This is a genomic window from Nitrospina gracilis 3/211 (genome assembly GCF_000341545.2).
GTDB lineage: Bacteria > Nitrospinota > Nitrospinia > Nitrospinales > Nitrospinaceae > Nitrospina > Nitrospina gracilis.
In genome coordinates, this window is record NZ_HG422173.1 from 856,584 (window position 1) to 880,641 (window position 24,058).

The window sequence follows — 24,058 nt, forward strand, 5'->3', positions numbered from 1 at the left end:
AGGTTGGAACATCCTTCAGACTTTTGTTAATCAGGGGGGCTGCATCATGAAATCCAAAATTCCAAATGAAGCAGAGGCGACCCGCACCCGCGATTTCATCCTGCTGGTTTTCTGGATGATCCTGGGAGTTTTTTTAGCGACGGTGGCGACGTCACCTGCAGAAACTATGCACAAGAACCCGGTGGGAATCGGCGATCCCTGGTCGAACAAGAAAATCATTGAAGCCCGAAACGCGGTGGAATTGGCTTGGGAGGTGTATCACCACGCGGCTCTGGGGGGGACTCTGGCCTCGCCCTCCATTCAGACCCAGTTGGAAAGCAATCTGCACGAATGTCGTCATCTTCTGGCTGAAGCCTACACGGCGGCTGAAAACCGGGATTGGAAACAGGTCGGGAGATTCCACCAACAAATATTAACCCTCAGCCACCACGTTGTGGAGGCCAGCCAGGAACCCAAACGATGAAGCCGGAACGCAACCGACAAATGGTGAAGCCCGCCATTCAACAATGGTGGGCCGTTTTGATCTGGACGATGTGCATGTTCGGAGCGGGCCTGTCGCCTGCCAATGCGGGGCAGGTGGAACTCAGCCGGGATCCGGTAAAAATGGTCTGGGTTCAGGAAGGACCGTTTTTGATGGGCAACGTCGAGGGCTCGGGCCGCGACGACGAGCGGCCCCAGCGGGAGGTATTCGTGGACGGTTTTTACATCGATTCGGTGGAGGTGACCAACACCCGTTACCTCGCCTACATAAAATCCGCTCACCGCAAGGAACCGCCCAATCCTTATGGAGACGGGCCCCTTTCCGGGGAAAAGGACATTGGGAAACGGCCGGTGGTGCAGATCACCTGGTACGACGCGGTGGACTACTGTCTCTGGGCGGGAAAGCGTTTGCCCACCGAAGCGGAGTGGGAAAAAGCGGCACGCGGCACCGATGGCCGCATGTTCCCCTGGGGCGGGGACCCGCGTTTGCAGAATGCCGCCAACTTCGCCCACAACTGGGAGGACCGCAACACCCTGTGGCCGGTGGGATCCCAACCGCAAAACGCTTCTCCCTATGGCGTGCTCGATATGGCGGGCAACGTCCGCGAATGGGTGGCCGACTGGTACAGCCCGGATTATTACAGGTGGGGACCCGTGCGCAATCCCCAGGGGCCCGGGCAGGGCATTCTTAAAGTCATTCGGGGCGGCTCCTGGCACAGCTTTGCGGCAGATATTCGAACGGCAGCGCGCGGCAAGGGCGGGTTCGCGCTCAAAACCGACGGCATCGGATTCCGCTGTGCGCAAAGCGTGAAAGACAAGGAAATGAAGGAGGCCAGACCATGAACATTTTACTCATTGGACCTGACAGGGAGCAGGGAACCATCCTCGAACAATACCTGAAACTGGGACATTACGGAAAGCAACTTGAATTTTCGCATGCCAACACCATGAGAGAGGTGGTGCTGTGCGTGCTCCATGAAACCTTCGACCTGATTGTGGTGGACCCGGATTTTCCCACTTTGGGGGGCCTGGGATTGATCAAGGTCTTGGAGGACAACGTACCGAATACGCCGATTGTGGCGGTCCACCTGAATCCTGTAAATCGATGCGATTTTAAATGCCCCATGTTGTGCGTGGAGTACGGGGCTCAATGGCATTTCAACCGGGTTGCGGACCTGGAAAGGGTCATTGAATGGCTGAACGTGGCTTGCCAATCAAATTGAAAGCGTTTTCTAAGCGGAGGGCAAGGAGAAGGCTTTGGGGGCTTTTGTTCACAATGCAGAAATAGGGCTTCGCAGGGAAACCCATGGCTTCATCGGAGCGGAAGCGAAAGACCTTGAAATGAGAATTCTGATCCTGGATCGAAACAAAGATTACGGAGCCTTGCTGGGTGATTTGCTGGAGATGTCCTGTGAGTCAAGCAGTTTGGAAATTTTACACGCTCATTCGATGGAGGAGGTGATTCTGTCCATCAATGCCTTGAACATTAACTTTGCCGTAATCGAGCCCGAAGTTCCACAAGGGGAAGGGATGAGTCCCATCAAGATCGTGAAAGACCACAAACCGAATGTCCATGTGGCAGCGGTGCATATGAGTGAGAGAAATCCCTGCCTTCCCGGATGCCGGGCCCGGTGCTTGGTGGACGGCGCCACTTGGCATTTTGAATCTCCAAGGGAAGTGAATGAAGTGATACAGGTCATCAAGTTTTGCATTCATTTTGATGTTTGATATCCGGGAAGCCCAGGAATCCGGATTGTACAGGGGGGACACATTACCATGAAGCTGATTTGGAAACTGAATTTGCTTATTTTATTGTTTGGGTTCGGCATTGGAGCGGTTGGATTTTTCCTGTTTGATTCATCGCAGCAGGTTTTCGAGGAGCGCGCAGGGCAGGAAGTGCTCGGTCTTGCTCAAGACCAGATTGAGATCCTGAATCAAATGCTGTCAAACCGGATTGAAGAGGTGGAGAGGATAGCGAGCGGGAAGGATTTGGTTCAGCTGGCTGAAGAATCCAATGCGTTCTTCTCGGCAAGAAAAGATGTAGAGCAGGTCATGGAGGCGAGGGATCAGGCCTGGACGGGCAAGCCCTTTCTGCGTTTTCAAGGAGCGTTCTGAAAAACGACGCTTCAGCAATGTTCCGGAAGTAAGTCGAATATTACCGGAAGAAGCACGGCTTTCCCGTTTTCACCGAGTTCATTGCCGTCGATGCCTTTGCGGGAACCGTTGGAGTGTATCCGAAAAGCAGCGATTACAACCAGGGAGATGAGGCGTGTTTCAGGAATTCATTGAAATCCTGAACACCCGGATTGAGGTTGTAAAGTTCGATTCCAGTACGCAGTCCTATTCCCTCAACGTGATTGCCCAGATCAAGGATGATCTGAATCGGGTCATCGGCCTGCTCAAGGCGGGATTCAACCTGCGTTTCGTCAGCACGGCTCTGGATAATTTGAAGAAGGAATCGAACTATCACAGCCTGCAGTATTACCTGTTGAACGGACAGGGCCACGTGGTCCTGACCAGCCGCCATACGGGCCTGACCCTGGAGGAAAGGTCCGACCCCGAGAGCCCTTACCATCAGGAAATCCGTGAATGGGAACCGGTAAAGCGGGTTCTCAATGGCCGAAATGGATTCCATCCCGCCTGGGAAAGGTGATGGAATTGGAAAATGAACTCAACCAGATTGCAAAGCTGGGAGAGCGCGAAGCGCTTTCTGTGGAGCAATTGAAAAAACATTTGAAGCGGTTCGACAACAGAAAAATAATCGAACTTTTAAGGAGCGTTCAAAACGCCGATGGCGCGATGAGCCAGTCCTGAATGCAATGCGGGTTTCCCCATTCCGGGTGGGATGCATTCACTGAAAGATTTGACGGTCGATGAGGAAAAATCGGTGCCCCGTGGTTCTCAAGCGGGCGAACAGGGCGGTATGCCAGAATGGCTGGGGCAGCTCCCTTCCCGATGTATCCGATTACCAGATCAGCCTAAAGGCTGTAACGGGATACATGGGGATTATTGAAAAAGCGCCGGTTAGGGGTTTTCGCGGCCCTTTTTGAAAAATTAAATTTTAAGAATTATCAATTAAAAAGTAATTGGTTTTGGGTCAAAGCGAATTATACTAAAAAAGGTAATCAAAAAAAATGAATGACCTACCCGGGAAATATTTTGGTGTCCCATCAATGAAAATTTGAGAAACTCTTTACTGCAAGAGTGCAGGTTGGAGACGAAATAATTCCAAAAGCGTGTTTCTCCCTGCTTGGCGAAAAAAGATGCAGGGTATTGAGTGAATACCTTAAAGGGAACCAAAACCGATAATGGTTCGGGCCAATAATATTTTCGGATCCAAAAATGACCCTTTTCCTCAAGGGGAGGGACACAATGAAAATCAAAAATGTATTGGTTTTGGTTGTTGTCATTTTTATTTTATTTATTGGCCTTTTTACCGTAGTGTCCCTTGATAATTTCAAAAAACTCTATGTTGACCAAAACGCACACAATGTTGAACTGTTGAGCCAGGAAATCCTTGAACAAATCGGGGAATTACTCGATCTTCAGGTTCAAAAACTCCAGTCCCTGGCCAGCAACCCCATCCTGGTCCAGCATGCAAATGCTTCCAACAAGCGCTTCAATTCTCCCGATGGAAACGCACTGATTGAAGAGGTTTCCGATTCCTGGAACGGTCGGCAGTTGCACCCCCATATCGGCCGGGTTCTGGATAACAAGGCTTCCGACCTGATATTTCACTTCATCCGGTTTCCCTGGCGGATCTCCGGACACCGCGTTTTCGATTCCATCATCGCCATCAATAACCAGGGCGTTGTTTTTGCCGGGTGGCCCAAACCGGACAAGTTTGTTTACTCACAGGAAGAATGGTTCCAGACCCGCCAAAACTATGGGTACCTGATCAAACCGGAAGTGAGTAATGGGTCCAACCAGGTCGAATCCCTGTCCGTCATCGTCAAAACCCCCTTCCGGTTGGAGCGCAGACTGGGACAGGAGTTTGGAATGCTCAAGGCGGAAATCATGGTGGACGAGTTGGGACAAAACCTGGTGAGGGAACTGAGATCACATTCGTATAAAAACATCGAATTTCTATTAACTTTTGGCCGGGACCTGGTGATCGGTTCCGGTATCAAGGGACCTGATGGTTTTCAAGAGGTGCCGGCGAAAAGAAACCTGGAGTCCATAAAAAGTTTGGAGGAAAAACTCGAGACCCTGCAACATGGCTTTGAGATCAATCTGGATAACCATGTTTTGAGAAGTTATGCTTTGCAACACCTGCAAAATGATTTCGGCGACTTGAGACTGGTGCTTACTTTCGATACCGATGAAATCTTGGCTCCCTATTATCAATTAAAGAAAAACATCTTGTCAGCCATTGGGGTTGCCGCCGTTTTATTGATCGTTTTATGCTTCATCTTGTTCCGCTCGATCACGAACCCCATTCAAAAACTGCTGACGGGGGTGGAAGCCTTTCGGCAAGGCAAGTGGAAGAAGGCGGACTTTGCCCTCGATGCGAACAATGAGATGGGGGAACTGGCTCACGGATTCCAGGGCATGGCGGACGAAATCTCAAACTACACGGCCAACCTTGAAAAAATGGTGGACGAGCGGACCCGTGAATATCTCGAAGCCAAGGAACACGCTGAAAAAGCAAACCGGGCCAAAAGTATATTTTTATCATCCATGAGCCACGAAATCCGGACTCCCCTGAACGCCATCATGGGCTACACCCAGATCCTGAAACAGGATTCACAACTGGACCCGGTCCAAAGGGAGAAAATATCCAACATCTTCCGGGCGGGCAATCATCTTCTGGGTTTGATCAACGACGTTCTGGACATTTCCAGGATCGAGTCCGGCAAGCACATGCTCAATGAAGAAGAGTTCAACCTGGCCAACCTGGTCGGGGACCTCACCATCATGACCAAGTGGAAATGCGATCAGAAAGACCTGGCCTTCGTCGTGGAATTCGACGAAACCCCGGAAAGTTCCCTGGTGACAGGCGATGTCAACAAACTGCGCCAGGTTTTGATCAACCTGCTGGGGAACGCCGTCAAGTTCACGGAAAAGGGCCGGATTGTCTTCCGCGTCAAAACCCGGGACCAGGATCGTTTCTATTTCGAAGTGTCGGATACGGGGGTGGGCATTTCAGAGGATATGAAGGAATCCATCTTCGAGCCTTTTGCCCAGGAAGAGGTTGGTCTGAAAAAGGGAGGAACCGGACTGGGGTTGACCATCAGCCAACGCCTTGTCGAAATACTTGGAGGGAAGCTGGAAATGGAAAGCCGGCCCGGGGAGGGGTCGAAGTTTCACTTCACGCTCACCCTGCCACGGGTGGGTGAGGAAGAATCGGAAAAAAGTACCGATTCCCTGGAACTGGTCAAAGGCCTGGCCCCGGGCGTGCACGTCAAGGCTTTGGTTGTGGAAGACACCGACACCTGCGCCAGGGTTCTGTCGGAAATCCTTTCCGGAATCGGAACGGATGTCAAGGTGGTCAAAAGCGGCAGAAGTGCGCTGGAAATACTCCAGTCTTGGAAGCCGGACATCATCTTTCTCGATTATTACATGCCGGAACTGAATGGTTTGGATGTGTTCGAAAAAATTATGGCCAACCCCGTTTTGAAAGGCATCAAGGTGGTCATGGCCACCACGGCCGCCTTCAACCACTATCATGAAAAGTTTTTTGAAAAAGGGGTTCATGATGTGATCGTCAAACCTCTAAGGCGGGAAAAGGTATTCGACGTATTGAAGAGACTGCTGGGAGTGAGCTTCGAATTCAAAACGGACGAAGAGTTGGCGCAAAACAACCCCGAGTTCATGCCCATCGATTTCGAAAAAATCTACATCGAGGAGTCGATTTTCACTCAAATCGACCGTTCCGTCAGGTTGGGAATCGTTTCGGAAATTGAAAAGAATTTGACCAAGATGGAAACCCTGGGAAGCGAAGCCGCGAAGCTGGCGAAAAAATGGAGGACGCTCGCCAGGAAGTTCAATTTCAAAAAAATAAAGGAAGATTTTGAAAAGGTCTCGGTAGTTATTGGCCGCTGACCCTCCCACCGGTAACTTTTAAATCGAAAGAACCGTCACCGATCAACCCCTTCAGTATCTCCGTCTGAGAAGAAGATACTGAAGGGGTTTTTTGATTTTACATCTGGTGGTAGATTTCCGCGCCCTTCTTCTTGAAGGTTTCGGACATGTCTTCCATGCCCTTCTCCAGCGCTTTTTCTTCTTCCACACCCTGCTGGGCGGCGTAGTCGCGCACATCCTGCGTGATCTTCATCGAGCAGAATTGCGGCCCGCACATCGAGCAGAAGTGCGCCAGCTTGTGGCCTTCCGCCGGCAGCGTCGCGTCGTGGTACTTGAGCGCCGTCTCCGGGTCGAGCGACAGGTTGAACTGGTCGGCCCAGCGGAACTCGAAGCGGGCCTTGCTGAGCGCATCGTCGCGCACCCGGGCGCCCGGATGCCCCTTGGCGATGTCCGCCGCGTGCGCGGAGATCTTGTAGGTGATGACGCCCTGCTTGACGTCGTCGCGGTCGGGCAGGCCGAGGTGTTCCTTCGGCGTCACGTAACACAGCATGGCGCAACCGAACCAGCCGATCATGGCGGCGCCGATGCCGCTGGTGAAATGGTCGTAACCCGGTGCGATGTCCGTGGTCAGCGGCCCCAGGGTGTAGAACGGCGCTTCCTTGCACTCCTTCAACTGCTTGTCCATGTTCTCCTTGATGAGGTGCATGGGTACGTGGCCCGGTCCCTCGATCATGGTCTGCACTTCGTGCTTCCACGCGATCTCGGTCAACTCGCCCAGCGTTTCCAACTCGCCAAATTGCGCCGCGTCGTTGGCGTCCGCCCCGGACCCCGGCCGCAGGCCGTCACCCAGCGAAAAGCTCACGTCGTACGCTTTCATGATTTCGCAGATGTCCTCGAAGTGCGTGTAGAGGAAGTTTTCCTTGTGATGCGCGAGGCACCACTTGGCCATGATGGAGCCGCCGCGCGACACGATGCCGGTGACGCGCTTCGCCGTCCACGGCACGTAACGCAGAAGAACGCCGGCGTGGATGGTGAAGTAATCGACGCCCTGCTCCGCCTGCTCGATGAGGGTGTCGCGGAAAATCTCCCACGTCAGTTCCTCCGCCTTGCCGTCCACCTTCTCCAATGCCTGGTAGATGGGCACGGTGCCGATGGGCACGGCGCTGTTGCGGATGATCCACTCGCGCGTCTCGTGGATGTTCTTGCCGGTGGACAGGTCCATGACCGTGTCGCTGCCCCAGCGCGTCGCCCACACCATCTTCTCGACTTCCTCCTCAATGGACGAAGCGATGGCCGAGTTGCCGATGTTGGCGTTGATCTTCACCAGGAAGTTGCGGCCGATGATCATCGGCTCGATCTCCGGGTGGTTGATGTTGACCGGGATGATGGCGCGGCCGCGTGCCACTTCGTCGCGCACGAATTCCGGGGTGATGACATCCGGAATGGCCGCGCCCCAGCTGTTGCCCGCCAAGCGGCCTTCGCGCTCGGCGTCTTCCAGCAACTGGCGGCGTTTGGCGTTTTCCCGGATGGCGATGTATTCCATCTCCGGGGTGATGATGCCTTTTTTCGCGTAATGCATCTGGCTCACGTTACAGCCCGGCTTGGCGCGGTACACTTTGCGTCCGGCGCGGTCGAAGCGCTCGATGTCCTGCATCTGCTCTTCGGACTTGTAGCCGTTGTCTTCCGGGCGGATGCTGCGGCCCTCGTAGGCTTCCACGTCGCCGCGGTCGAGAATCCATTTCTCCCGCAGAGGCGCGAGGCCCTTGCGCACGTCGATCTGAACATCCGGGTCGGTGTAGGGTCCGGAGGTGTCGTAGAGCAGGATCGGCTCGTTCGGCTCTTCCGTCGGCTGGCCGGGTTGCGGGTTGTGGATGGCGGTGGGCGACAGCGTCACTTCCCGAAACGGCACGCGGAGGTCCGGAAACAGTTTGCCGGTTTCGTATACTTTTCTGCTGTTGGGGGAAATGGGGTCCCGCGTGATGATCAGTTCTTCCTTCTGGGCGGAGCCGGAAGGGCGCTTGGGCATATTCATCAGAACTCTCCTTTGATGGCTTGCATGTATTGCAAAGATGCGTCTTCGATATGTGTGCTGTTCCAGATCCCGCGAATGAGGGCGACGCCATGGGCGCCGCTCCGCATGACTTCCGGGATGCGTTCCAGGTTGATTCCTCCTAAAGCCAGGACGGGAATCTTCATCCCTCCGGCAACTTCTTTCAGCGCGTCCACTCCCTGCGGCGCGCCGTACTCCCGTTTCGACGGCGTATCATAAATGGGGCTGAAGGTGATGTAATCGGCCCCGGCTTCCTCCGCCTGCCGGGCCGCCTCCCACGAATGGGTGGAGACGCCGACCAGAAGGTGCGGATAGCGCGCTTTCACCTCGCCTGCAGGCAGTCCGGATTCCGGCAGGTGCACGCCGTCGGCATCGACCATCAACGCCACGTCCACCCGGTCGTTGATGTAAAGCCGCGCACCGTAGTGCGACGTCAGTTGCCTCAGCACCAGTGCCAGCGAAAACAGGTCGGGCAGAGGCAACTCCTTTTCCCGCAGTTGCAGGTCGCGCACGCCGCCTTTCAGCGCGGCCTCGACCGTATCCAGGTGCCGGTCACGCGGAAACTCCTTCAAGTCCGTGATCAACAGCAACCGCAGTTGGTCTTCTTTCACTTCCGCCACGTCTTTAATGAGCCGCGTTTTCATCGGTTGCTCGTCTTCGGTCATCGTGCCTCCGTTTGCAACCCGGCTACACGTCGATCATGCCGTCCAGGGGACTGCTCGCCGTGGCGTACAGTTTTTTCGGGATGCGCCCGGCCTCGAATGCCAGCCGTCCGCTTTCCACGGCCAGCCGCATGGCCTTGGCCATCTTGAGCGGGTCTTTCGCCTGCGCGATGGCAGTGTTCATCAAAAGGCCATCCACGCCCAGTTCCATGGCGCGTCCCGCGTCGGATGCCGTACCGACGCCGGCGTCGATGATGACCGGCACCTTCACCGCTTCGAGGATCAGTTTCACGTTGTAAGGATTGCGGATGCCGAGACCGGAACCGATGGGCGCGGCCAGCGGCATGACCGCGGCGCAACCCGCGTCTTCCAGCTTCTTGCACAGCACCACGTCGTCCATGCAGTAAGGCAGGACGGTGAAGCCGTCCTTCACCAAGAGCTTGCACGCCTCCAGCGTGGCTTCGTTGTCCGGGAACAGGGTTTTCTCGTCGCCGATGACCTCGACCTTGACGAAGTTGCCGAGCCCCGCCTCGCGCGCCAGCTGGCAGGTCATCACCGCTTCTTTCACGTTGAAGCACCCGGCGGTGTTGGGCAGAAGCTGGTATTTTTCCGGGTCGATGTAGTTGAGGATCGATTCCTTTGTCTTGTCCAGCTCGATGCGGCGCACGGCGACGGTGATCATCTCCGCGCCGGACAGTTCGAGCGCCTGCTTGTTCATCTCAAACGACGGGTATTTGCCTGTGCCGACGATGAGGCGCGAGTTGAACACCTTGTCGCCGATTTTGAGTTGGTTCGTTCCGGATTCAGTGGCTGTGGTTGTCATAATGATATTTTCTCAACAATGCGTTGCGTTACGGGTTATCGGGTGCGTGGGAGAAAGGGTCACGTCCCGCCTCCCACGGCGTGAACGATTTCGATCTTGTCGCCTTCCTTGAGCAGGGTGTCGGCGTAATGGGAGCGCGGAATGACTTCCAGGTTGATGGCCACGGCGATGTGCGGCGCGGTGATGTCCAGTTCCTTCAGCAACTCTTCCAGGTTTCCGCTGGAATCGGTCTGCCTTTCCTCGCCGTTGATGACCAGCCGCACTTTCCGTTTCCTCGATTTCATTAATAAGGATGGACAAACAAAAAAAGCCGCACCCTCGTCGAAGAGAAGGGTACAGCTTAATGACAGTTCATTATGATGGGTGCCTTCCCTTCGCTGGCATTACCCAGATCAGGTTCAGAGGGTTGCCCTTTAAGAGCTCTCAGTTCTGACGAGAACACCCCCGGCAAAATTTCGTCCAGATTACTGAAAATAAAATCTAAGTCAAGAGTTATTGACCTTTCCAAAAAAAGGTTATTCTTTTAAGATGTTCCCTTTAAATAACAAATACATATGGGCCCTTTCGGGCCTGCTGATCCTGTTGGTCGCGGCCTGCGCTCCGAAGCGCCTGACGCCTCATTATGAGACTCCGCCCCCCGATCTCAAGGTCGAGGACAACCGGCTGTATTACAAAGCACTGGATGCTCAGAACCGGGGCCGCCTGAAGGAGGCGGAGGAGTTGTGGCAGGTGTTTCTGAAACGCTACCCCGATTCGGTTCACGGTCATAACAACCTGGGCCGCGTCTATTATCTTGAAGACAAGCTGACGCAGGCCACACAGCAATTCGAACAGGGTCTGGCATTGGAACCGACCGATCCGCGGCTGCGCCAGAACCTGGCCGACGCGCTGAAACTCCAGGCCAACCTTCTGTATGAGGACAAGCGTTTCGACGCCACCATCCAGAAACTCGACCGCCTGCGCGAAATCTCCCCGCAGGAGGAACAGCAGGGCATCCAGATCCGCATCGAAAAGGTGGAGGACAAGATCTACGAACAGGTGCGGAAAGTGGACACGCCTGAGAGCTATCGCGATTTCCTCCAGAAGTACCCGGAAGGCATCAACGCCCAGCGCGCCCGCCAGCGGTTGAAGGAACTGGACGGCGGTGTGGAATCGTCCGGCCTGTCGTCCCTCATACCCGGCATGCCCGACCTGTTCGGTACGGAGCCGAAATCCAAGGAAGTGCCCTCGGGTTCCAAGACTCCGCCCGTGACGCCGGAAACGGTGACCCCGCAACCCGAGGCGAAGCCGAAGGAGGAGGTGGCCATTTTCAAGGACCCGTTTACGGAAGAAACCCTGCCGGAGGTTCCCGTCAGTGGCAAGATGACACCTGAAAATAAGGGGATGATCGAGGAAAAGCCTGTCGCGCCGTCCGGTGATTCCTTTTTCGACTCCGAGAGTTTCGGCAAGGCGGGCGTGCAGAAGCCGGTACAGGAGAAACCGGAATCGACGGAGGTGGCAAAGACCGAACCTGAAAACCCGATTCAGAAAAAAAAGGTGAAGCCGTATGGCTCGGAGGTCACCGACGAGGCGCTGGATGATTTTTTAAAGAGTCTCGACGATCAGGATATCCAGGTTCAGCCATCCGCGCCCAAGCCTGAGGCGGTGGAGCCGATGGACCAGACCAGCGAGGTTCCACTGGTGCCGGAATCCAGGGAAATTCCGGTAACGCAGCTGACCGAGCCCGTGGAAATGCCCGGAAGCGTGCCGCCCTCCAACAGCAACGTGCCGTCGCTTCAAACCGAGGTTCAGGACGTGCCCGAAGAGCTGGAGATGATCGCTCCCTTTGAAGCCCTGGCGAAGCAGGAACCGAAGAAAATGGTTCCGGACAAAACCAAAAAGGTGCCCCTACCCAAACCCAAGCTACCCGTTCAGGTAACGGAGAAAAAGAAAACCGGACCCGGCGACCTGCCGGTGATTTCCTCTGTTGAGGTGGAAACCCAGGCGCCCCCGCAGACCGCCACCCTCGACAAAATAAAGCCCACCCCTCCCCAGACACTGAAAAAAAACCTGAGCCGGTTCCAGGCAAACTCTCCACTTCGAAAGAAAAATCTCTGGCCAAGAAAAAAACCGAAGCCGAAAACAAAAAGCTGGCTAAAAAGGAACCTGCGTCCCCCGCTATAAAAATCATGGTGGAGGTGGACGTTGAGCCCGGCACTTACCTGAACGTGCGCTCCAGGCCTTCGGTGGAAAACGGCAAGCTGATTGGCAAGCTCAAGAACGGCGACACCGTGCCGCTGGTCAGGGAAACCACGCTGTGGTTCCAGGTGGAGTACCAGAAAGGCAAGCAGGGGTGGATCAGCCGTACCTACTCGCACAAGTTGTCCAGTCTTCCAGGAGGCGAACTCATGAATTACAACGACGCCCCCTCGGCCGTTGCATCCTGAACGGTGTCCTAGTACAATTCCCAGTTCTTATGCAAGCCATCATTTTGATTGCCGGCTACGGGTCCCGCCTTGGCCGCGACGACATACCACATAAAAGCCTGTTGCCGTTTGGCGAGGACACCCTGCTGTCGCGTCACTTGCGTATCCTGCAAGACATCGGTCTGGAAAAAGCCGTGCTCGTGGTGGGGCACAACCGCGACGCGGTGAAGGACTACGTCGGCGGCCTCGACCTGACGCTCCCCGTCGAGTTTGTGGACAACCCGGAGTACCGCACCACCGGCAACACGCTGTCGCTGGTTCTGGGACTGCGCGGCCGCGAGGGCGACCTTTTGGTCATGGACGGCGATGTGCTCTACCCGCGCGAAGTGCTGGAAAAGTACGTCTCCAACTGCCCCCCGCCGTCGTTTGCCATTGTGCCGGTGGACATCGACGACACCGAGGCCACCAAGGTGCTCCTCGATGAGACCGGGTACATCCATTCTTTCGTCACCAAGCGTGACCTCACCGACGAAGAAAAATCACGATACCAGTGCGCCGGCGAGGCCATCGGATTTTTCCTGCTGACACAGGAACTGACCCAGCGGCTGATCACGCTCTACGATGCACGGCCCGGGGAATTCATCTCCACCCTGTGGGAGATCCCGTTTTCCGAGGTGGCTCCCGGTGGTGAGATCAAGCCCTTCTTCGTCGTGAGTGAGGGGTGTATGGAAATCGATACACCGGAGGATTACAACGAAGCCCTCTCCCGCTACAACGCGAACCCCGCAATTTACTGAAAAACCCTCATTTAAATACAAAATCCGGTCTTCTGAAGCGAACCGTCCCCCCTGCCACCTGTTCAAAACTTTATAAAAGTAAATATTGTGTATGAAAATTTATTCATTAAGGCAGGGTAGTTGTATAAAATTTAATAATTTCTTCGATCTTAAGTTTTTCCCCCTGCCGATCCTCCCTTCCCCATGAAATTTATAACCTTTTGAAAATATTTTAGTTAATAGGTTCAGACGAAAAACACACGCTACTTTCCCGGCCTTTGGCACATGGCTTGCTCCTTTGCGGGCATAGAACTTCGTTCAAACCTGACTGTATTGGTTTTCTGTTTTTGGGAGATGTTTCAAGCCATGGACGTAATGGTAGAAGTCGCAAAATATCTCAGCCAGTTGAACCTGTCGTTTCCGATGAACCAGCTTGGCCCGATCCTTGCGGTGGTGGGATTGCTCCTGGTATGGGGCAAATACAAAACCGCGGTGTGGATGGGGTTTTTGTCCTGGATGTACCTGGCGGTCACCACCAACAAGCTGACCTTGATTGCCATGTTGCAGTCGCCGCCGACCAGCGTGATCGTGGTGATGTTCCTCACCATGACCACCGGGTTCCTTCTGCTTTTCACTGTCGTGCATCAAGGGCATCGTTGAGCGCGGATAGATTGGAGGGAACGACCATGTGGCCGACGCATTGTGAAGTGACTGTTGAAGGAACCATCATCGTGCTGGGTGTGGTGTCCATCCTCTGGCTGTTTGGCCGGCTGTACCTGGGACTCTCGGTTCTGTACTTCTTTGCCATGTTCTGGTTTTACACCGCAAACCAGACTCCCTTGATCAACCTTTTCGGCAAAAACGCCCTGGGCTGGTACGCGGCATTTTCCGCCGTCCTGTTTGGCGTGCTTGTCACCATCAGGAACCTCTTTCCAGACCGGCACTGAACGCATCCTCCTCCTTGCATTTGGTGTTATACTTGCCTTCGCGGCAAGCGGGCGCGCACCCCTTGGGTGCGCGTCTTTTTTTTCGGCAGGATTTCAGGAGGCGTTGGCGTGATTCAGGAATTCAAGGCGGTGTTTTTTGATGTGGGCGGCACGCTGTTGCGCGTCCACCCTTCGGTGGGCGATGTCTATGCGCGGCACGCGCGGGGTTACGGATTCGACGGCGAGCCGGACGCGCTCAACAAAGCTTTCCGTTCCCACTGGAAAAGCATGGGCGGCATGGAATCGCTGGGCACCGCCAAGGGACCGGAAGTGGAACGCGGGTTCTGGAAGGAACTGGTCAGGCGCGTGTTCGAGCCCTACGGACTGCAACGCTTCGACGCCTACTTCGACGAGATTTACGACGTGTTCCGCAGTGACGAATGCTGGAAGGTGTTCGAGGACGTCACCGAGTCCGGCCTGCTGGACCGCCTGCAAGAACGCGGCGTGGTGCTGGGAGTGATTTCCAACTGGGATTCGCGCCTGCCGGAGATCATCGACAACACCGGGCTGGGAAAATACTTCCAGTTCGTGCTCGCCTCCACCGTGGTCGGCTCGGCCAAACCCGATATCGGCATCTTTCAGGAAGCGTTGAGATTGAGCGGCGTCCAGCCGCACGAAGCCTGCCACATCGGCGACGAGGTGGGCACCGACGTCACCGGCGCGAAGAACGCCGGCGTGCACCCCATCCTGATCGACCGCAGCAACCGCTTCCCCGACACCCAACCGCGCATCCAATCCTTCCACGAACTGGTGCTCGAAAACGTCTGATTCACTGCGTGGAAAAGGCGCGTGGAGGATGCTTTCAAGACAGGCGGGGCGTGGTGGCCCCATCTCAGACGGGTTCACATTTTCCAGAATCAGAACATAGATTCTTCACTGTGTTCAGAATGACAGACCGGCCTTGGTGTTGTCATTCACTTCTCTTTCAGGTCTTCAATTTCCTCGGGCAGGGCGGGTTCGATGTGTTTTGGAGAAGGGTATTCGAACCGCCAAAACGAATTGTCCGATTTACTGACTCCCAGATGGATTACTTGCAACGGGTTGCCGCCTTTATGGATTTTTAGTATCCAGTCAATCTCAGCTCCATCTGTGGGGCTGACTCTATCGGGTGGTGTGTTGGCTTCCCAGAACTGCTTATAGTAATGAATCCTTTCTTCCAGCCGGAACGGTTTGTTATTTAATCGGCACCAGAAGGTATCAAGAATAATTCCTGACATATCGTCGGGGTGAAAAATGCCCCGTTCATTAAAGTATTTTTTAAGGCGGGTATCCGGCCACAACCAAAGGTTTCGGATTCTTGTTCCTACCCCGTGGTGGTAAAAAGCCATTTCTGCTTCGGTCCCATTTTTAATTTTGGCAATGAGATCCGTTGGAAGCATTCTCTCTAATTCCAGGTGAGCCTCTTCAAGGTTTTCAGGGACGTAAATTTCCTTGTTTGTTTCGGTGGCATATAGAGGCGGAGGCAGGAATAGGATGCCCAAGAGGAAGATGGTATTTAACTTTGCAAACACTGTCTTACCCATAAAAACAGAATAAAAGCCTTGAAACACAATATCCATATGAAAAGCATGAAGACCTTTTGTTTGGCCTGTTTTCATCGGTGTTCATCTGTGTGTATCTGTGGCAAATTTTCTTTTCTTGTAATGGGTGCAGACGGCGGTTTCGATAAGCAAGGAGGGCAGAGCCATACTTTCCACATCCAAACTGTTATTCAATTCTGCAGGCTGTCGATGATGGGGCAGTCCGGGGCGGTGCGTCCGGTGCACTGGCTTACCAGTTGTTTCAGCACTTTTTCCATCGCCTTCAGGTCGCGGATGCGCGATTGAATGTCCTCCAGGTGCCCCTCCGCCAGCGTTTTCACCTTGCCGCAGGATTTTGGTTTGTCCTCCGATAAGGCCAGCAGTTTGCGCACCTCGTCGAGCGGAAACCCCAGCGCCCGCGCCCGGCGGATGAACTGCAACCTGCGCGCATGGGTCTCGTTGTACACGCGGTGTCCGCCTTCGGTGCGGCGCGGTGTGGGCAGCATGCCGATCTTTTCGTAATAACGGATGGTTTCGATGTTGCAATCCGTCTGTTTGGAAAGCCCGCCAATGGTCATTGGGTCCGCCATGACTCGCCTCGAAAAAAATTTAAAAATTCTCTTGATCCTGTAGTGACTACAGGTTCTATGCTAGACCCATGACGAACGAAAAGGAAGTCGAATTTTCATGAACTGGATCGAACTCGTTTATGACAAGGATTGCCCCAACGTGGACGCCGCCCGCGCCAACTTAAGGGAAGCGCTGGCGTCGTGCGAGTTGCCGCCCACTTGGCAGGAATGGGAACGGAGCGCGGCGGACGCGCCTCCTCGTGTAAAGAATTGTGGCTCGCCGACCCTGCTGGTGCATGGCCGCGACGTTGCCTTGTCGCCGGACACGGAAGCCGGGCATTGCCGGTTGTACGCCGACAGCAAAGGCGGATTCCACGGCGCGCCGCCGGTGGATGTCATCGTGCGCAAGTTGAAGCCGCACACTGAAAACGCCGTCACACGTTTTTCCGGCGTGGCGCCTGTATTGGGCGTGGCGTTGTTGCCGAAACTCACTTGCCCAGCATGCTGGCCCGCGTATGCGTGGCTGCTGGGGGTGATGGGATTGGACTTCATCAATTACACGCCGTGGCTCCTGCCCATGATGGCCGTGTTGCTGGTGCCCGCGCTGGGTGTGTTGGCTTACCGGGCCGAACGGCGGCGAGGCTACGGTCCTTTCATTTTGGGCCTGGTGGGTTCCGTCTTTCTTCTTGCGGGAAAATTTTATTTCAACCAGCCCATCGTCGAATACGGGGGCATGGCTATTTTATTCACTGCCTTTGTCTGGAACGCTTGGCCCGTAACAAAGAGCCGGTCGGAAGCAGGCTGTCCGGCTTGTTTCGCTCCTGAAAAGGTTTCCTGATGTTTTCTATACAAACGAAAGGAGGTCGTCATGACCGCTCAACGAAACGTCGAAATTTACAGCGCCGGGTGCGCGGTGTGCGAGGACGCCATCGCCACGGTCCGCGATCTTGCCTGCGATGCCTGCGAGGTGACGGTGCGGGACATGACTCAGCCTGAGGTGGCGGAGCAGGCCCAACGGCTGGGCATCCGGTCGGTGCCCGCAGTGGTGATCGACGGGCGGCTCGCCGCCTGCTGCGGCACGGGGCTGGATACCGCGGCGCTCAAACAAGCCGGGCTCGGCCAGCCGCTTTAAAACCGGCCGGTATCGCAATCGCACCCGGTCGCCCCGTTCGGGTTTCCGCCGACTGGAGTAGAAAATCCCCCTTCCCTTTCTCTCTTTTCGGCGGAACACCCACCGGATTTTTTGTAGGGGAGGGACTGATTGGATAGGGCCTAATTATGTTTAAAAAATTCGCGGCGCTCACCGGTATGATTTTTTGTTTCATTTCTCTTGCGGCAGGAGCGCAAGCGGAAAATGGGAATGAGAGTTTTACCCAAAAGCATTTTTTAATTCATGTCAAAACTTCATTGGATGAAGACGATGCGCAAATTTGTGTTGCACCCAATGTGGCCCTTGCGGCATTGCGCAAAGGACACCGGGTGACGTTGTTGTTCGATGGAAGCGCAGTCACGTCCGTCAAAAAAGGCGGATGGTTTGGCGCGGATCAAACACCTATGGACAAGGCGGCCCTTCCAGAAAGAGAACGCATGACGCTTTCCGAACAATTCGGAATGGATTTGAGCCGCATCCCTTCTGACTACGGAGAATACTTGGCATTTCTTAAAAGCGAGGGCGCGGATTTGAAAATAAACCGGACCATGATGCTTCTTTACAAAATCGAGCCCGAAGACATCGACTCCAATCTGACACCCATCATGCTTTCGGAAATGTTAGAAATTATCCAGAATGCGGATCATTATCTGGTTTATTGACTACCGTAAGGCTGGCTAATGTGGCTTTGTTTCATGGCTTCGTCCCCTCACCCAAAACTCATACACAAAGGCGAGGTAGAAGGGGGTGAACTCGATCCACACGATCCACGGGATGAGAGGTTTCATGTCCTGGTACTCGAAATAGAAATCGAGGTAGTAGAAGCCGAGGAGTCCGGTCAGCAGAACCCACGACCGCCACGGAAAGAAACACAGGTACGGCACCACCCATATCAGGTACCACGGGTTCTGCACCGGGCTGAGCAGAAACACCAGTCCCATGATGACGAACTGATCGCCGAGGCAGGCGCGGTCGGCGTCCTCCCCCTGTGTGCCTTGCGGAAAAACAGGTACGCCAGCACGGCGAGCACGATGATGAGCACGGTGATCTTGGCCAGCAATGACGGCAGGTCGTACGAAAACCCCACGGGCAACTCCGACGACACCCCCAGCACGGTTCCGTAAAACCACAGCACCAGCGCGAACAGGCTGTCGTTGTTCTGCCAGTAGGTGGTGAAGGTCTCGAGGCCCTCAAACGCGTCGCGCCCAATGTTCACAAACGGAACGTAACCCACCGCCACCACGCCCGCAAACAGCGCCACGCCCAGAGCGCAGGCTTTCCACGGCGGGTTTCCCTTTGCTTTTAAACTCTGGAACTGGCGCTTGAGGTAGAGCGGCAGCAGGATCGCCGGGTACAGCTTGCCCAGCACGCTGAGCGCGAGAAAGAAGTACGCGGCGTAATAGCGCGCGCGCACGAGGAAATAGATCGCGCCCGTCAAGAAGGCGATGCCGATGATGTCGAGGTGCGTCGAGTTGAACGTCTCTTTGATGACGAGCGGGCACCAGTAATAGACGAGGCAGAGGTTCGGGTTCCTCCCCAGCGCGCGTAGCGTGAGAGCGATGAAGGCGACCGCCATCAGGTCGAACACGAAAAACGCGAGCCGCATCATGGCGATGCTGTCGGGTTTCAGCGTGTGCACCAGGCGGAACACGTACTGCGCCATCGGCGGGTAGATGGTCGGCACCGCCGGGTGGTTGATCCGTTCCATGTACACCAGGCTGCGGTCGCTCGCCCATTTCAATTGATACAGTTTTGTCAGCTCGCGGATTTGATCCGGCGTGTAGGTGGCCTCGAAGCTGGCCGGGTCGCGGATCATGAACTCCTTCATACGGCTCACTTCGTTGGGCGAATACTTGAACGGGTTGATGCCGTGGGCGAACACCTTGCCGTCCCAAAGATACCGGTAAATGTCGTCTTCCTGGATCTGGTTGGCGGGCAGGATCGCGCCGCGAAACAGCAGGCCCAGGATGAGGATCAGCCACAACGTGTTCCAGTCGTACTGCGTCTTCAAAATGTTCCATGCGGCCCAAGCGTAAAGCCCGAACAGCGCGGCGTAGAGCGCGAGGTAGGCGAGGATCGGCCGTTCGGCGTAGCCTTCGCCCCAGTTGAACTGGAGCGAGAGCCGCCACAGGCCGAGGTACAGCAGGATGGAGCCGATGCCGGTTATGAGGAGGACGGTGCGGGTGCGCATAAGGACTTCAGTAAACCACAACTATAGCCGCCGCGCCACGCGCGGAGGGAATGGGGTAATGCGTTCCAGGGCGGAGCGATGATCTGAGGGCCCAATTTCAAATCGAACCCGTTGCCTTAGGTGCAACCTACCGGTACAGGTCGTCGCGGGTGAGGGGCAGGCCGGAGGGGCCTTTCGGGCCGCGTTTGGTCGCCACCACCTGGCAGATGTGCATCGAGCCGTCGCGGAACCCGGTGGACACCCCGGCGAGGTACAGCGCCCACATGCGAAACCGCTCCACACCGACGAAACCGATGGCCTCCTCCCGGCGCGCTTCCAGCCGCCGGTACCAGTGCTGGCAGGTCAGCCCGTAATGTTCGCGCCAGGCCTCGATGTCGCGCACCTCGAACCCGGCGATCTCCATCACGTCGGCGGTGTGGCCGATGTTGTCGAGCTCGCTTCCGGGAAAGATGTATTTCAACAGCAGGCGGCGTTCGGGCCGGACCTTGAGCGCCTTGCGGCGCGACGCCTTGGCGCGGCGCGAGATGCCGTGGTTCATCAGGATGCCGCGGTCCTTCAGCAGGGAATGGATTTTTTTGAAATACGCGGGCATGTTGGCGATGCCGATGTGCTCGAACATGCCGACGCTCACCACCTTGTCGTAGGTGCCTTCCAGCGTCGAGTAATCGCGGAGTTCGATCGTGACGCGGTCTTCCAGGCCGAGCCGTTTGATTTTTTCCGTGGCGAAGTCGAACTGTCTCTGCGACAGGGTCACGCCGTGCGCCGTCACCCCGTAATGGCGGGCGGCGTAACAGATCAACCCGCCCCAGCCACAGCCGATGTCGAGCAGGGTTTCGCCCGGCTGGAGGCGCAGTTTGCGGCAGATCATTTCCAGTTTGTCCTGCTGGGCCTGGTCGAGAGAGTTTTCCGCGTCCTTGAAGTAGCCGCAGGAGTACTGCATTTCCTCATCGAGAAACAGCGCGTAAAACTCGTTGCTGATGTCGTAATGAAACTGGATGAACTTTTTGTTGTCGCGCCGCGCTTCGTCGCGGCCGATCGCATCGTCGGTGTATTCGTGTTGAACCGTTTTGTCGGCGGCGGGTGCGAACAACAGTGGCAGAGCCTGCCGCAAAAGGAAAAACTTGTCGAGCTTCTTCAGGTTTTTCTTCATCTGCCGGTCGCGCAGGAGGGCGATGAAGTCGATCAGGTCGCCGTGGATTTCGAGGTGGCCCTTGACGTATTCGAGGAGCAGGTTTTCCAGCGTCGGTTTCCGCAACAGTCCCCCCAGCACGCCGGGGCCGTTGATGGCGATGAAAAACCGCTCATCCACCTCGCGGCCCAGCGGGATCACCGATCCTTCCCAGAGGCGGACGGAGAAGCGGGCATTGAGGGTTTCGCCCACGTGTTGCAGGATCCGCCGGGTGGCGGCCAGCCTGTGTTCTTCGGAGAAAAAGGACATCGCCCGGCATTATAGTCGGAATCCCCGTGTATGAAATGGCAAATGTGGAGGCACGGTCACGGCGCAAGGTGGCGGGGATTGAGTGTGGATTTTGCCGTCGGATTGCGTTACACCTGACGGCACACGGCGAATGTTCACCGCAAGCGGTCGCCGGTGCCGCAACGGAGGGATCCTCATGAAACCCGAAGACCTCGAACGCCTGCGCCACCAGTTGCTCACCCTGCAGGAAGAATTGACGGCGCTCGACGCCGCGTCGAAGGCCTCGACGAAACCGGTGGAGCTGGACCAGGCGCGCATGGGCCGCCTGTCTCGCATGGACGCCATGCAGGACCAGCAGATGGCACAGGAAGCGGCCCGGCGCAACCAGCAGATGCTGGTCCGGATCGAAGGCGCGCTCCGCCGTATGGATACCGGGCGCTTCGGCGACTGTTTTGTGTGCGGCGAGGCCATCGACCTGCGTCGGCTGGAGTTCGATCCCACCAGCACCCGCTGCATCGACTGCGCGGAGAAGTGAACGGGCATTCGAATCCGGCAAACCTTCCCGATTCCGAATTCATCGATTTAGAAGCCATTTCGCGTGCCATTCACCCGCGTGCGCGAGACTTCGCACAATAAATGGTTTCAAAAGGGTTCCGGTCCCATTAAAATGGTTCAATAGATGGAATCAGGAGTGTTGATCATGAAAGACGGGTCCGGCCGCACGCAGCGTTGGACGTCGATTCGCAACGTGCTTCCCGACGTGCTCACGGCCATCCCGGAGCAAAGCGATGAAGACGTGACCGAGCGCATCGGTTTCGCGTGGGAGATCCTGGTTGGCGAAAAGCTTGCCTGCCACACAACCATCACCCGGGTCACGGAAAAAACCCTGTTCGTCCAGGTGGAGGGCCGCGAATGGCTGGCCCCGTTGAAGGCGCTGGACACCCGGATTCTGGAAGGGTTGAACCGGTCCCTCCGGACCTCCCGTTTCACCCGCATTCACTACGACATCCAGCCGGAGACCCTGCCGCCGTCCACTAAAAGGAAACCCAAACGTATGCCAAACACAAAGTTGCCACACCCCAATCCCGCTTTACCTGTAGACGCGGGTTCGCTGGACCGCATTGCGGATCCGGCCCTCAAGGAAACCCTCACCCGGCTGGCGCACAAGTTCCGTTTTGTGGCCTTATTGTTCGCCGCAACGGTCGGGTTGTCCAATTGTGCCAACCTCTCCGACTCGGTGCCCGGTTTCGATATCCAGATTGCGGAAGGCACCCCGGATTTCGAAGACAGCTACGCCGTCCGCCACATCAGCAAGCTCAACGAACAGAACCCCGGCCGCTTTCGTGACCCGCGCGCGTACTACCACTTCATGATGGACCTCAAGTATGAGCGGGAAGGCGATTTCGACCGCGCCGCCGAACACTATTCGAAGGTGGTGGAATTAGAACCCGAGCACGAACCGTTTCTCACCCACATGATGGTGCTTTACCAGCGGATCGGAAAACTGGAAGAGGCTCTGCAGCTGGGACAGCGCGGCCTGCGCAAGTTCGCGGACAACACCCGCATGCACACCATCGTGGGCGACATCCTGGCCAGCCGCGGCCGCTATAAGGAAGCCCTGGAGCATTACCAGAAGGTTGCCGAACTGGATCCCAAAAGCCCGCGTGCGTTTTTGATGGCCGGCGCCGCACTTCGGCAGTTGAACCGGTTTGACGAGGCGCGTGACTGGTTCCACAAGGTATCGGTGATCGATCCCGCCAACACGCTGGGATTTTATTACTACGGTCGCACGCTTCTGGATACGCAGGATTTTGCAGATGCCGAGGACAAGCTGAAAAAGTCGGTTTCGCTCCGGCCCAGCATGTTCGAGGCGCGGCAGGCCCTGGCGCTGACATTGGAACATCAGGAAAAATACCAGGAAGCCATCACCCAGTACCGCATTCTCAAAAAACTGGATCCGTCCAATGTGGCTGTGGCGGACCGTTATGATTCTCTCAACCAGGCATGGGACCCGGTATCCGAAACGCTTTCGGGGAATGTGACGCTTTCCGAGATGCCCCTGCCGGAGCCGGACATTCACCGCATGATCGGCGCCATTTTTTACCAGCAGGTCATGTACCTGGAAGCGGTCGATGAATTCCGCCTGGTGCTGGCGAAAGGCGAGGACAGGGAAGTGCGCTTCACCATCGCCCGCATTTACGAAGTGCTGGGTCGCCCGGACAAGTCCATTCAGGAAATCGAGGCCTACCGCCGTCATGCCGGTGAGGCGGATTCGGTGGAAGTCCTGCTCAAACTGGCCCGGCTGTACGGGCTCAATGCAAACATGCCGCAGTCGGTGAACCTGCTTGACCGCGCGGTGGAACTGGATCCGCACAACCACCGCCTGTACCATGCGCTGACTTTGGCTTACATGTCGCTCAACCGCAACAAGGAAGCGTTGAAGGCGATCGACCGCGCCATTGCGCTCAACAAAACGCACGATGCCTATTATTTTGAAAAGGGCGCTTTGCTGGAACGGATGGGACGGTACGAGGACGCCATCGCCAACATGACCAAGGCGCTGGAAATCAACCCGAACCACTCCAACGCGCATAACTTCATCGGCTACATGTACGCGTCGCGCAACATCAAGCTCGACCGCGCACTGTACCATCTGGAGCAGGCACTCAGCATCCAGCCACGCAACGGGTATTTCCTCGACAGTCTGGGCTGGATTTATTACAAGAAAGGCGAGCCGGAAAAAGCCCTCACCCACATCAAAAAGGCGCTCATTTACACCGAGCCGGACCCGGTTTTGTATGACCACCTGGGCGATATCCACTTTTCGCTGAAAAACATCGGGGAAGCCCGCAAGGCGTGGAAGACCAGCCTTGTCCTCACCCGGCAAAAGGAGAGCGCTCCCGGCGGCGAAGTTCCGGACCTGGACCAGCTTGAGGAAAAAATCCGCAAAGCCGACGAGATGTTGGGGGCACGCTGACCCCGGCCGGGTGGCAACGAATTCCGGT

28 protein-coding genes and 1 riboswitch are annotated in these 24,058 nt (G+C 55.9%); of the genes, 19 read left to right on the forward strand and 9 right to left on the reverse strand.

Annotated features, from left to right (window positions below):
* Positions 1 to 46 precede the first annotated feature (46 nt).
* The 8 genes from TX82_RS04000 (at position 47) to TX82_RS04030 (ending at position 6,525) form a co-directional block, all read left to right on the forward strand.
* Positions 47 to 463: a hypothetical protein gene (locus tag TX82_RS04000; protein ID WP_005007308.1), complete on the forward strand. Its 417-nt coding sequence runs from the start codon at positions 47 to 49 to the stop codon at positions 461 to 463.
* Positions 460 to 1,323 carry a formylglycine-generating enzyme family protein gene (locus TX82_RS04005; protein WP_005007311.1) on the forward strand — a complete coding sequence of 288 codons (864 nt, stop codon included), beginning with the start codon at positions 460 to 462 and terminating at the stop codon, positions 1,321 to 1,323. Before TX82_RS04000 ends, TX82_RS04005 begins: the two co-directional genes overlap by 4 nt.
* Positions 1,320 to 1,703 (forward strand): response regulator, encoded by a 384-nt coding sequence (locus TX82_RS04010; RefSeq protein ID WP_005007312.1) that lies wholly within the window; start codon positions 1,320 to 1,322, stop codon positions 1,701 to 1,703. Before TX82_RS04005 ends, TX82_RS04010 begins: the two co-directional genes overlap by 4 nt.
* 34 nt (positions 1,704 to 1,737) lie before the next feature.
* Entirely contained in the window at positions 1,738 to 2,208 is a 471-nt protein-coding gene (locus TX82_RS04015) for a hypothetical protein (protein ID WP_005007314.1), read from the forward strand.
* Between the two features lie 48 nt (positions 2,209 to 2,256).
* Positions 2,257 to 2,595 (forward strand): hypothetical protein, encoded by a 339-nt coding sequence (locus TX82_RS04020; RefSeq protein WP_005007316.1) that lies wholly within the window; start codon positions 2,257 to 2,259, stop codon positions 2,593 to 2,595.
* A gap of 154 nt (positions 2,596 to 2,749) precedes the next feature.
* Positions 2,750 to 3,133, forward strand: coding sequence for a cache domain-containing protein (locus TX82_RS04025; protein WP_005007319.1), 384 nt, complete (start codon positions 2,750 to 2,752; stop codon positions 3,131 to 3,133).
* Positions 3,133 to 3,294 (forward strand): hypothetical protein, encoded by a 162-nt coding sequence (locus tag TX82_RS16155; protein WP_005007320.1) that lies wholly within the window; start codon positions 3,133 to 3,135, stop codon positions 3,292 to 3,294. The genes TX82_RS04025 and TX82_RS16155 overlap by 1 nt, the downstream gene beginning before the upstream one ends.
* Positions 3,295 to 3,852: 558 nt before the next feature.
* Entirely contained in the window at positions 3,853 to 6,525 is a 2,673-nt protein-coding gene (locus TX82_RS04030) for an ATP-binding protein (RefSeq protein WP_005007324.1), read from the forward strand.
* 97 nt (positions 6,526 to 6,622) lie between these two features.
* On the opposite strand, the gene thiC is transcribed toward TX82_RS04030, so the two are convergent.
* Genes thiC through thiS form a run of 4 tightly spaced genes read right to left on the reverse strand, consistent with a single transcriptional unit; the run spans position 6,623 to position 10,302 of the window.
* On the reverse strand, positions 6,623 to 8,536 hold the full coding sequence (gene thiC / locus TX82_RS04035; RefSeq protein WP_005007327.1) for a phosphomethylpyrimidine synthase ThiC: 1,914 nt from the start codon (positions 8,534 to 8,536) through the stop codon (positions 6,623 to 6,625).
* Complete coding sequence (thiE, locus tag TX82_RS04040) at positions 8,536 to 9,219, reverse strand: thiamine phosphate synthase (RefSeq protein ID WP_005007329.1); 684 nt, start codon at positions 9,217 to 9,219, stop codon at positions 8,536 to 8,538. The genes thiC and thiE overlap by 1 nt, the downstream gene beginning before the upstream one ends.
* Before the next feature lie 22 nt (positions 9,220 to 9,241).
* The gene (locus TX82_RS04045) at positions 9,242 to 10,039 is read right to left on the reverse strand and encodes a thiazole synthase (RefSeq protein ID WP_005007332.1); all 798 of its coding nucleotides are present in this window, start codon (positions 10,037 to 10,039) and stop codon (positions 9,242 to 9,244) included.
* A gap of 59 nt (positions 10,040 to 10,098) precedes the next feature.
* Complete coding sequence (gene thiS / locus TX82_RS04050; protein WP_005007334.1) at positions 10,099 to 10,302, reverse strand: sulfur carrier protein ThiS; 204 nt, start codon at positions 10,300 to 10,302, stop codon at positions 10,099 to 10,101.
* An 88-nt stretch (positions 10,303 to 10,390) separates the two neighbouring features.
* A riboswitch (TPP riboswitch) is annotated at positions 10,391 to 10,495 on the reverse strand.
* Between the two features lie 72 nt (positions 10,496 to 10,567).
* Here thiS and TX82_RS04055 point away from each other — a divergent pair.
* The 6 genes from TX82_RS04055 (at position 10,568) to TX82_RS04080 (ending at position 14,974) form a co-directional block, all read left to right on the forward strand.
* Complete coding sequence (locus TX82_RS04055) at positions 10,568 to 12,202, forward strand: tetratricopeptide repeat protein (protein WP_005007338.1); 1,635 nt, start codon at positions 10,568 to 10,570, stop codon at positions 12,200 to 12,202.
* A 5-nt stretch (positions 12,203 to 12,207) separates the two neighbouring features.
* Positions 12,208 to 12,465, forward strand: coding sequence for an SH3 domain-containing protein (locus TX82_RS04060; RefSeq protein ID WP_005007339.1), 258 nt, complete (start codon positions 12,208 to 12,210; stop codon positions 12,463 to 12,465).
* Between the two features lie 29 nt (positions 12,466 to 12,494).
* The gene (locus tag TX82_RS04065) at positions 12,495 to 13,241 is read left to right on the forward strand and encodes a phosphocholine cytidylyltransferase family protein (protein WP_005007341.1); all 747 of its coding nucleotides are present in this window, start codon (positions 12,495 to 12,497) and stop codon (positions 13,239 to 13,241) included.
* Between the two features lie 345 nt (positions 13,242 to 13,586).
* Positions 13,587 to 13,880, forward strand: coding sequence for a hypothetical protein (locus tag TX82_RS04070; RefSeq protein WP_005007342.1), 294 nt, complete (start codon positions 13,587 to 13,589; stop codon positions 13,878 to 13,880).
* A gap of 26 nt (positions 13,881 to 13,906) precedes the next feature.
* Positions 13,907 to 14,167: a hypothetical protein gene (locus TX82_RS04075; protein WP_005007343.1), complete on the forward strand. Its 261-nt coding sequence runs from the start codon at positions 13,907 to 13,909 to the stop codon at positions 14,165 to 14,167.
* Positions 14,168 to 14,275: 108 nt separating this feature from the next.
* Positions 14,276 to 14,974, forward strand: coding sequence for an HAD-IA family hydrolase (locus TX82_RS04080; protein ID WP_005007346.1), 699 nt, complete (start codon positions 14,276 to 14,278; stop codon positions 14,972 to 14,974).
* A gap of 146 nt (positions 14,975 to 15,120) precedes the next feature.
* Here the strand turns inward: TX82_RS04080 and TX82_RS04085 are convergent, their stop codons facing one another.
* Both TX82_RS04085 and TX82_RS04090 read right to left on the reverse strand, forming a co-directional pair.
* On the reverse strand, positions 15,121 to 15,804 hold the full coding sequence (locus TX82_RS04085) for a DUF6794 domain-containing protein (protein ID WP_042250516.1): 684 nt from the start codon (positions 15,802 to 15,804) through the stop codon (positions 15,121 to 15,123).
* Positions 15,805 to 15,917: 113 nt separating this feature from the next.
* Positions 15,918 to 16,316 (reverse strand): MerR family transcriptional regulator, encoded by a 399-nt coding sequence (locus tag TX82_RS04090; RefSeq protein WP_005007352.1) that lies wholly within the window; start codon positions 16,314 to 16,316, stop codon positions 15,918 to 15,920.
* 97 nt (positions 16,317 to 16,413) lie between these two features.
* Between TX82_RS04090 and TX82_RS04095 the strand changes: the two genes are divergently transcribed.
* The 3 genes from TX82_RS04095 (at position 16,414) to TX82_RS04105 (ending at position 18,107) form a co-directional block, all read left to right on the forward strand.
* Positions 16,414 to 17,133: a hypothetical protein gene (locus tag TX82_RS04095; RefSeq protein WP_005007354.1), complete on the forward strand. Its 720-nt coding sequence runs from the start codon at positions 16,414 to 16,416 to the stop codon at positions 17,131 to 17,133.
* 30 nt (positions 17,134 to 17,163) lie between these two features.
* Positions 17,164 to 17,427, forward strand: coding sequence for a thioredoxin family protein (locus TX82_RS04100; protein WP_005007356.1), 264 nt, complete (start codon positions 17,164 to 17,166; stop codon positions 17,425 to 17,427).
* Positions 17,428 to 17,573: 146 nt separating this feature from the next.
* Entirely contained in the window at positions 17,574 to 18,107 is a 534-nt protein-coding gene (locus tag TX82_RS04105; RefSeq protein WP_005007357.1) for a hypothetical protein, read from the forward strand.
* A gap of 15 nt (positions 18,108 to 18,122) precedes the next feature.
* Here TX82_RS04105 and TX82_RS04110 read toward each other — a convergent pair whose 3' ends face one another.
* From TX82_RS04110 to TX82_RS04120, 3 genes are all read right to left on the reverse strand, one after another.
* Positions 18,123 to 18,386, reverse strand: coding sequence for a hypothetical protein (locus tag TX82_RS04110; RefSeq protein ID WP_005007359.1), 264 nt, complete (start codon positions 18,384 to 18,386; stop codon positions 18,123 to 18,125).
* Positions 18,338 to 19,636 (reverse strand): glycosyltransferase family protein, encoded by a 1,299-nt coding sequence (locus TX82_RS04115; protein WP_005007361.1) that lies wholly within the window; start codon positions 19,634 to 19,636, stop codon positions 18,338 to 18,340. The genes TX82_RS04110 and TX82_RS04115 overlap by 49 nt, the downstream gene beginning before the upstream one ends.
* 127 nt (positions 19,637 to 19,763) lie before the next feature.
* Positions 19,764 to 21,074, reverse strand: coding sequence for a class I SAM-dependent methyltransferase (locus tag TX82_RS04120; RefSeq protein ID WP_005007365.1), 1,311 nt, complete (start codon positions 21,072 to 21,074; stop codon positions 19,764 to 19,766).
* 175 nt (positions 21,075 to 21,249) lie between these two features.
* Here TX82_RS04120 and TX82_RS04125 point away from each other — a divergent pair, with 175 nt between their 5' ends.
* Both TX82_RS04125 and TX82_RS04130 read left to right on the forward strand, forming a co-directional pair.
* Positions 21,250 to 21,588, forward strand: coding sequence for a TraR/DksA family transcriptional regulator (locus TX82_RS04125; protein ID WP_005007368.1), 339 nt, complete (start codon positions 21,250 to 21,252; stop codon positions 21,586 to 21,588).
* Positions 21,589 to 21,753: 165 nt separating this feature from the next.
* Positions 21,754 to 24,030, forward strand: coding sequence for a DciA family protein (locus TX82_RS04130; protein WP_005007372.1), 2,277 nt, complete (start codon positions 21,754 to 21,756; stop codon positions 24,028 to 24,030).
* Positions 24,031 to 24,058: the final 28 nt, after the last annotated feature.

Coding starts and splice junctions, on each gene's coding strand:
- TX82_RS04000 (WP_005007308.1), top strand. CDS start 47: ATGAAATCCAAAATTCCAAATGAAGCAGAGGCGACCCGCACCCGCGAT.
- TX82_RS04005 (WP_005007311.1), top strand. CDS start 460: ATGAAGCCGGAACGCAACCGACAAATGGTGAAGCCCGCCATTCAACAA.
- TX82_RS04010 (WP_005007312.1), top strand. CDS start 1,320: ATGAACATTTTACTCATTGGACCTGACAGGGAGCAGGGAACCATCCTC.
- TX82_RS04020 (WP_005007316.1), top strand. CDS start 2,257: ATGAAGCTGATTTGGAAACTGAATTTGCTTATTTTATTGTTTGGGTTC.
- TX82_RS16155 (WP_005007320.1), top strand. CDS start 3,133: ATGGAATTGGAAAATGAACTCAACCAGATTGCAAAGCTGGGAGAGCGC.
- TX82_RS04030 (WP_005007324.1), top strand. CDS start 3,853: ATGAAAATCAAAAATGTATTGGTTTTGGTTGTTGTCATTTTTATTTTA.
- thiC (WP_005007327.1), bottom strand. CDS start 8,536: ATGAATATGCCCAAGCGCCCTTCCGGCTCCGCCCAGAAGGAAGAACTG.
- thiE (WP_005007329.1), bottom strand. CDS start 9,219: ATGACCGAAGACGAGCAACCGATGAAAACGCGGCTCATTAAAGACGTG.
- TX82_RS04045 (WP_005007332.1), bottom strand. CDS start 10,039: ATGACAACCACAGCCACTGAATCCGGAACGAACCAACTCAAAATCGGC.
- TX82_RS04055 (WP_005007338.1), top strand. CDS start 10,568: ATGTTCCCTTTAAATAACAAATACATATGGGCCCTTTCGGGCCTGCTG.
- TX82_RS04060 (WP_005007339.1), top strand. CDS start 12,208: ATGGTGGAGGTGGACGTTGAGCCCGGCACTTACCTGAACGTGCGCTCC.
- TX82_RS04065 (WP_005007341.1), top strand. CDS start 12,495: ATGCAAGCCATCATTTTGATTGCCGGCTACGGGTCCCGCCTTGGCCGC.
- TX82_RS04070 (WP_005007342.1), top strand. CDS start 13,587: ATGGACGTAATGGTAGAAGTCGCAAAATATCTCAGCCAGTTGAACCTG.
- TX82_RS04075 (WP_005007343.1), top strand. CDS start 13,907: ATGTGGCCGACGCATTGTGAAGTGACTGTTGAAGGAACCATCATCGTG.
- TX82_RS04085 (WP_042250516.1), bottom strand. CDS start 15,804: ATGAAAACAGGCCAAACAAAAGGTCTTCATGCTTTTCATATGGATATT.
- TX82_RS04090 (WP_005007352.1), bottom strand. CDS start 16,316: ATGGCGGACCCAATGACCATTGGCGGGCTTTCCAAACAGACGGATTGC.
- TX82_RS04095 (WP_005007354.1), top strand. CDS start 16,414: ATGAACTGGATCGAACTCGTTTATGACAAGGATTGCCCCAACGTGGAC.
- TX82_RS04100 (WP_005007356.1), top strand. CDS start 17,164: ATGACCGCTCAACGAAACGTCGAAATTTACAGCGCCGGGTGCGCGGTG.
- TX82_RS04105 (WP_005007357.1), top strand. CDS start 17,574: ATGTTTAAAAAATTCGCGGCGCTCACCGGTATGATTTTTTGTTTCATT.
- TX82_RS04110 (WP_005007359.1), bottom strand. CDS start 18,386: ATGGGACTGGTGTTTCTGCTCAGCCCGGTGCAGAACCCGTGGTACCTG.
- TX82_RS04115 (WP_005007361.1), bottom strand. CDS start 19,636: ATGCGCACCCGCACCGTCCTCCTCATAACCGGCATCGGCTCCATCCTG.
- TX82_RS04120 (WP_005007365.1), bottom strand. CDS start 21,074: ATGTCCTTTTTCTCCGAAGAACACAGGCTGGCCGCCACCCGGCGGATC.
- TX82_RS04125 (WP_005007368.1), top strand. CDS start 21,250: ATGAAACCCGAAGACCTCGAACGCCTGCGCCACCAGTTGCTCACCCTG.
- TX82_RS04130 (WP_005007372.1), top strand. CDS start 21,754: ATGAAAGACGGGTCCGGCCGCACGCAGCGTTGGACGTCGATTCGCAAC.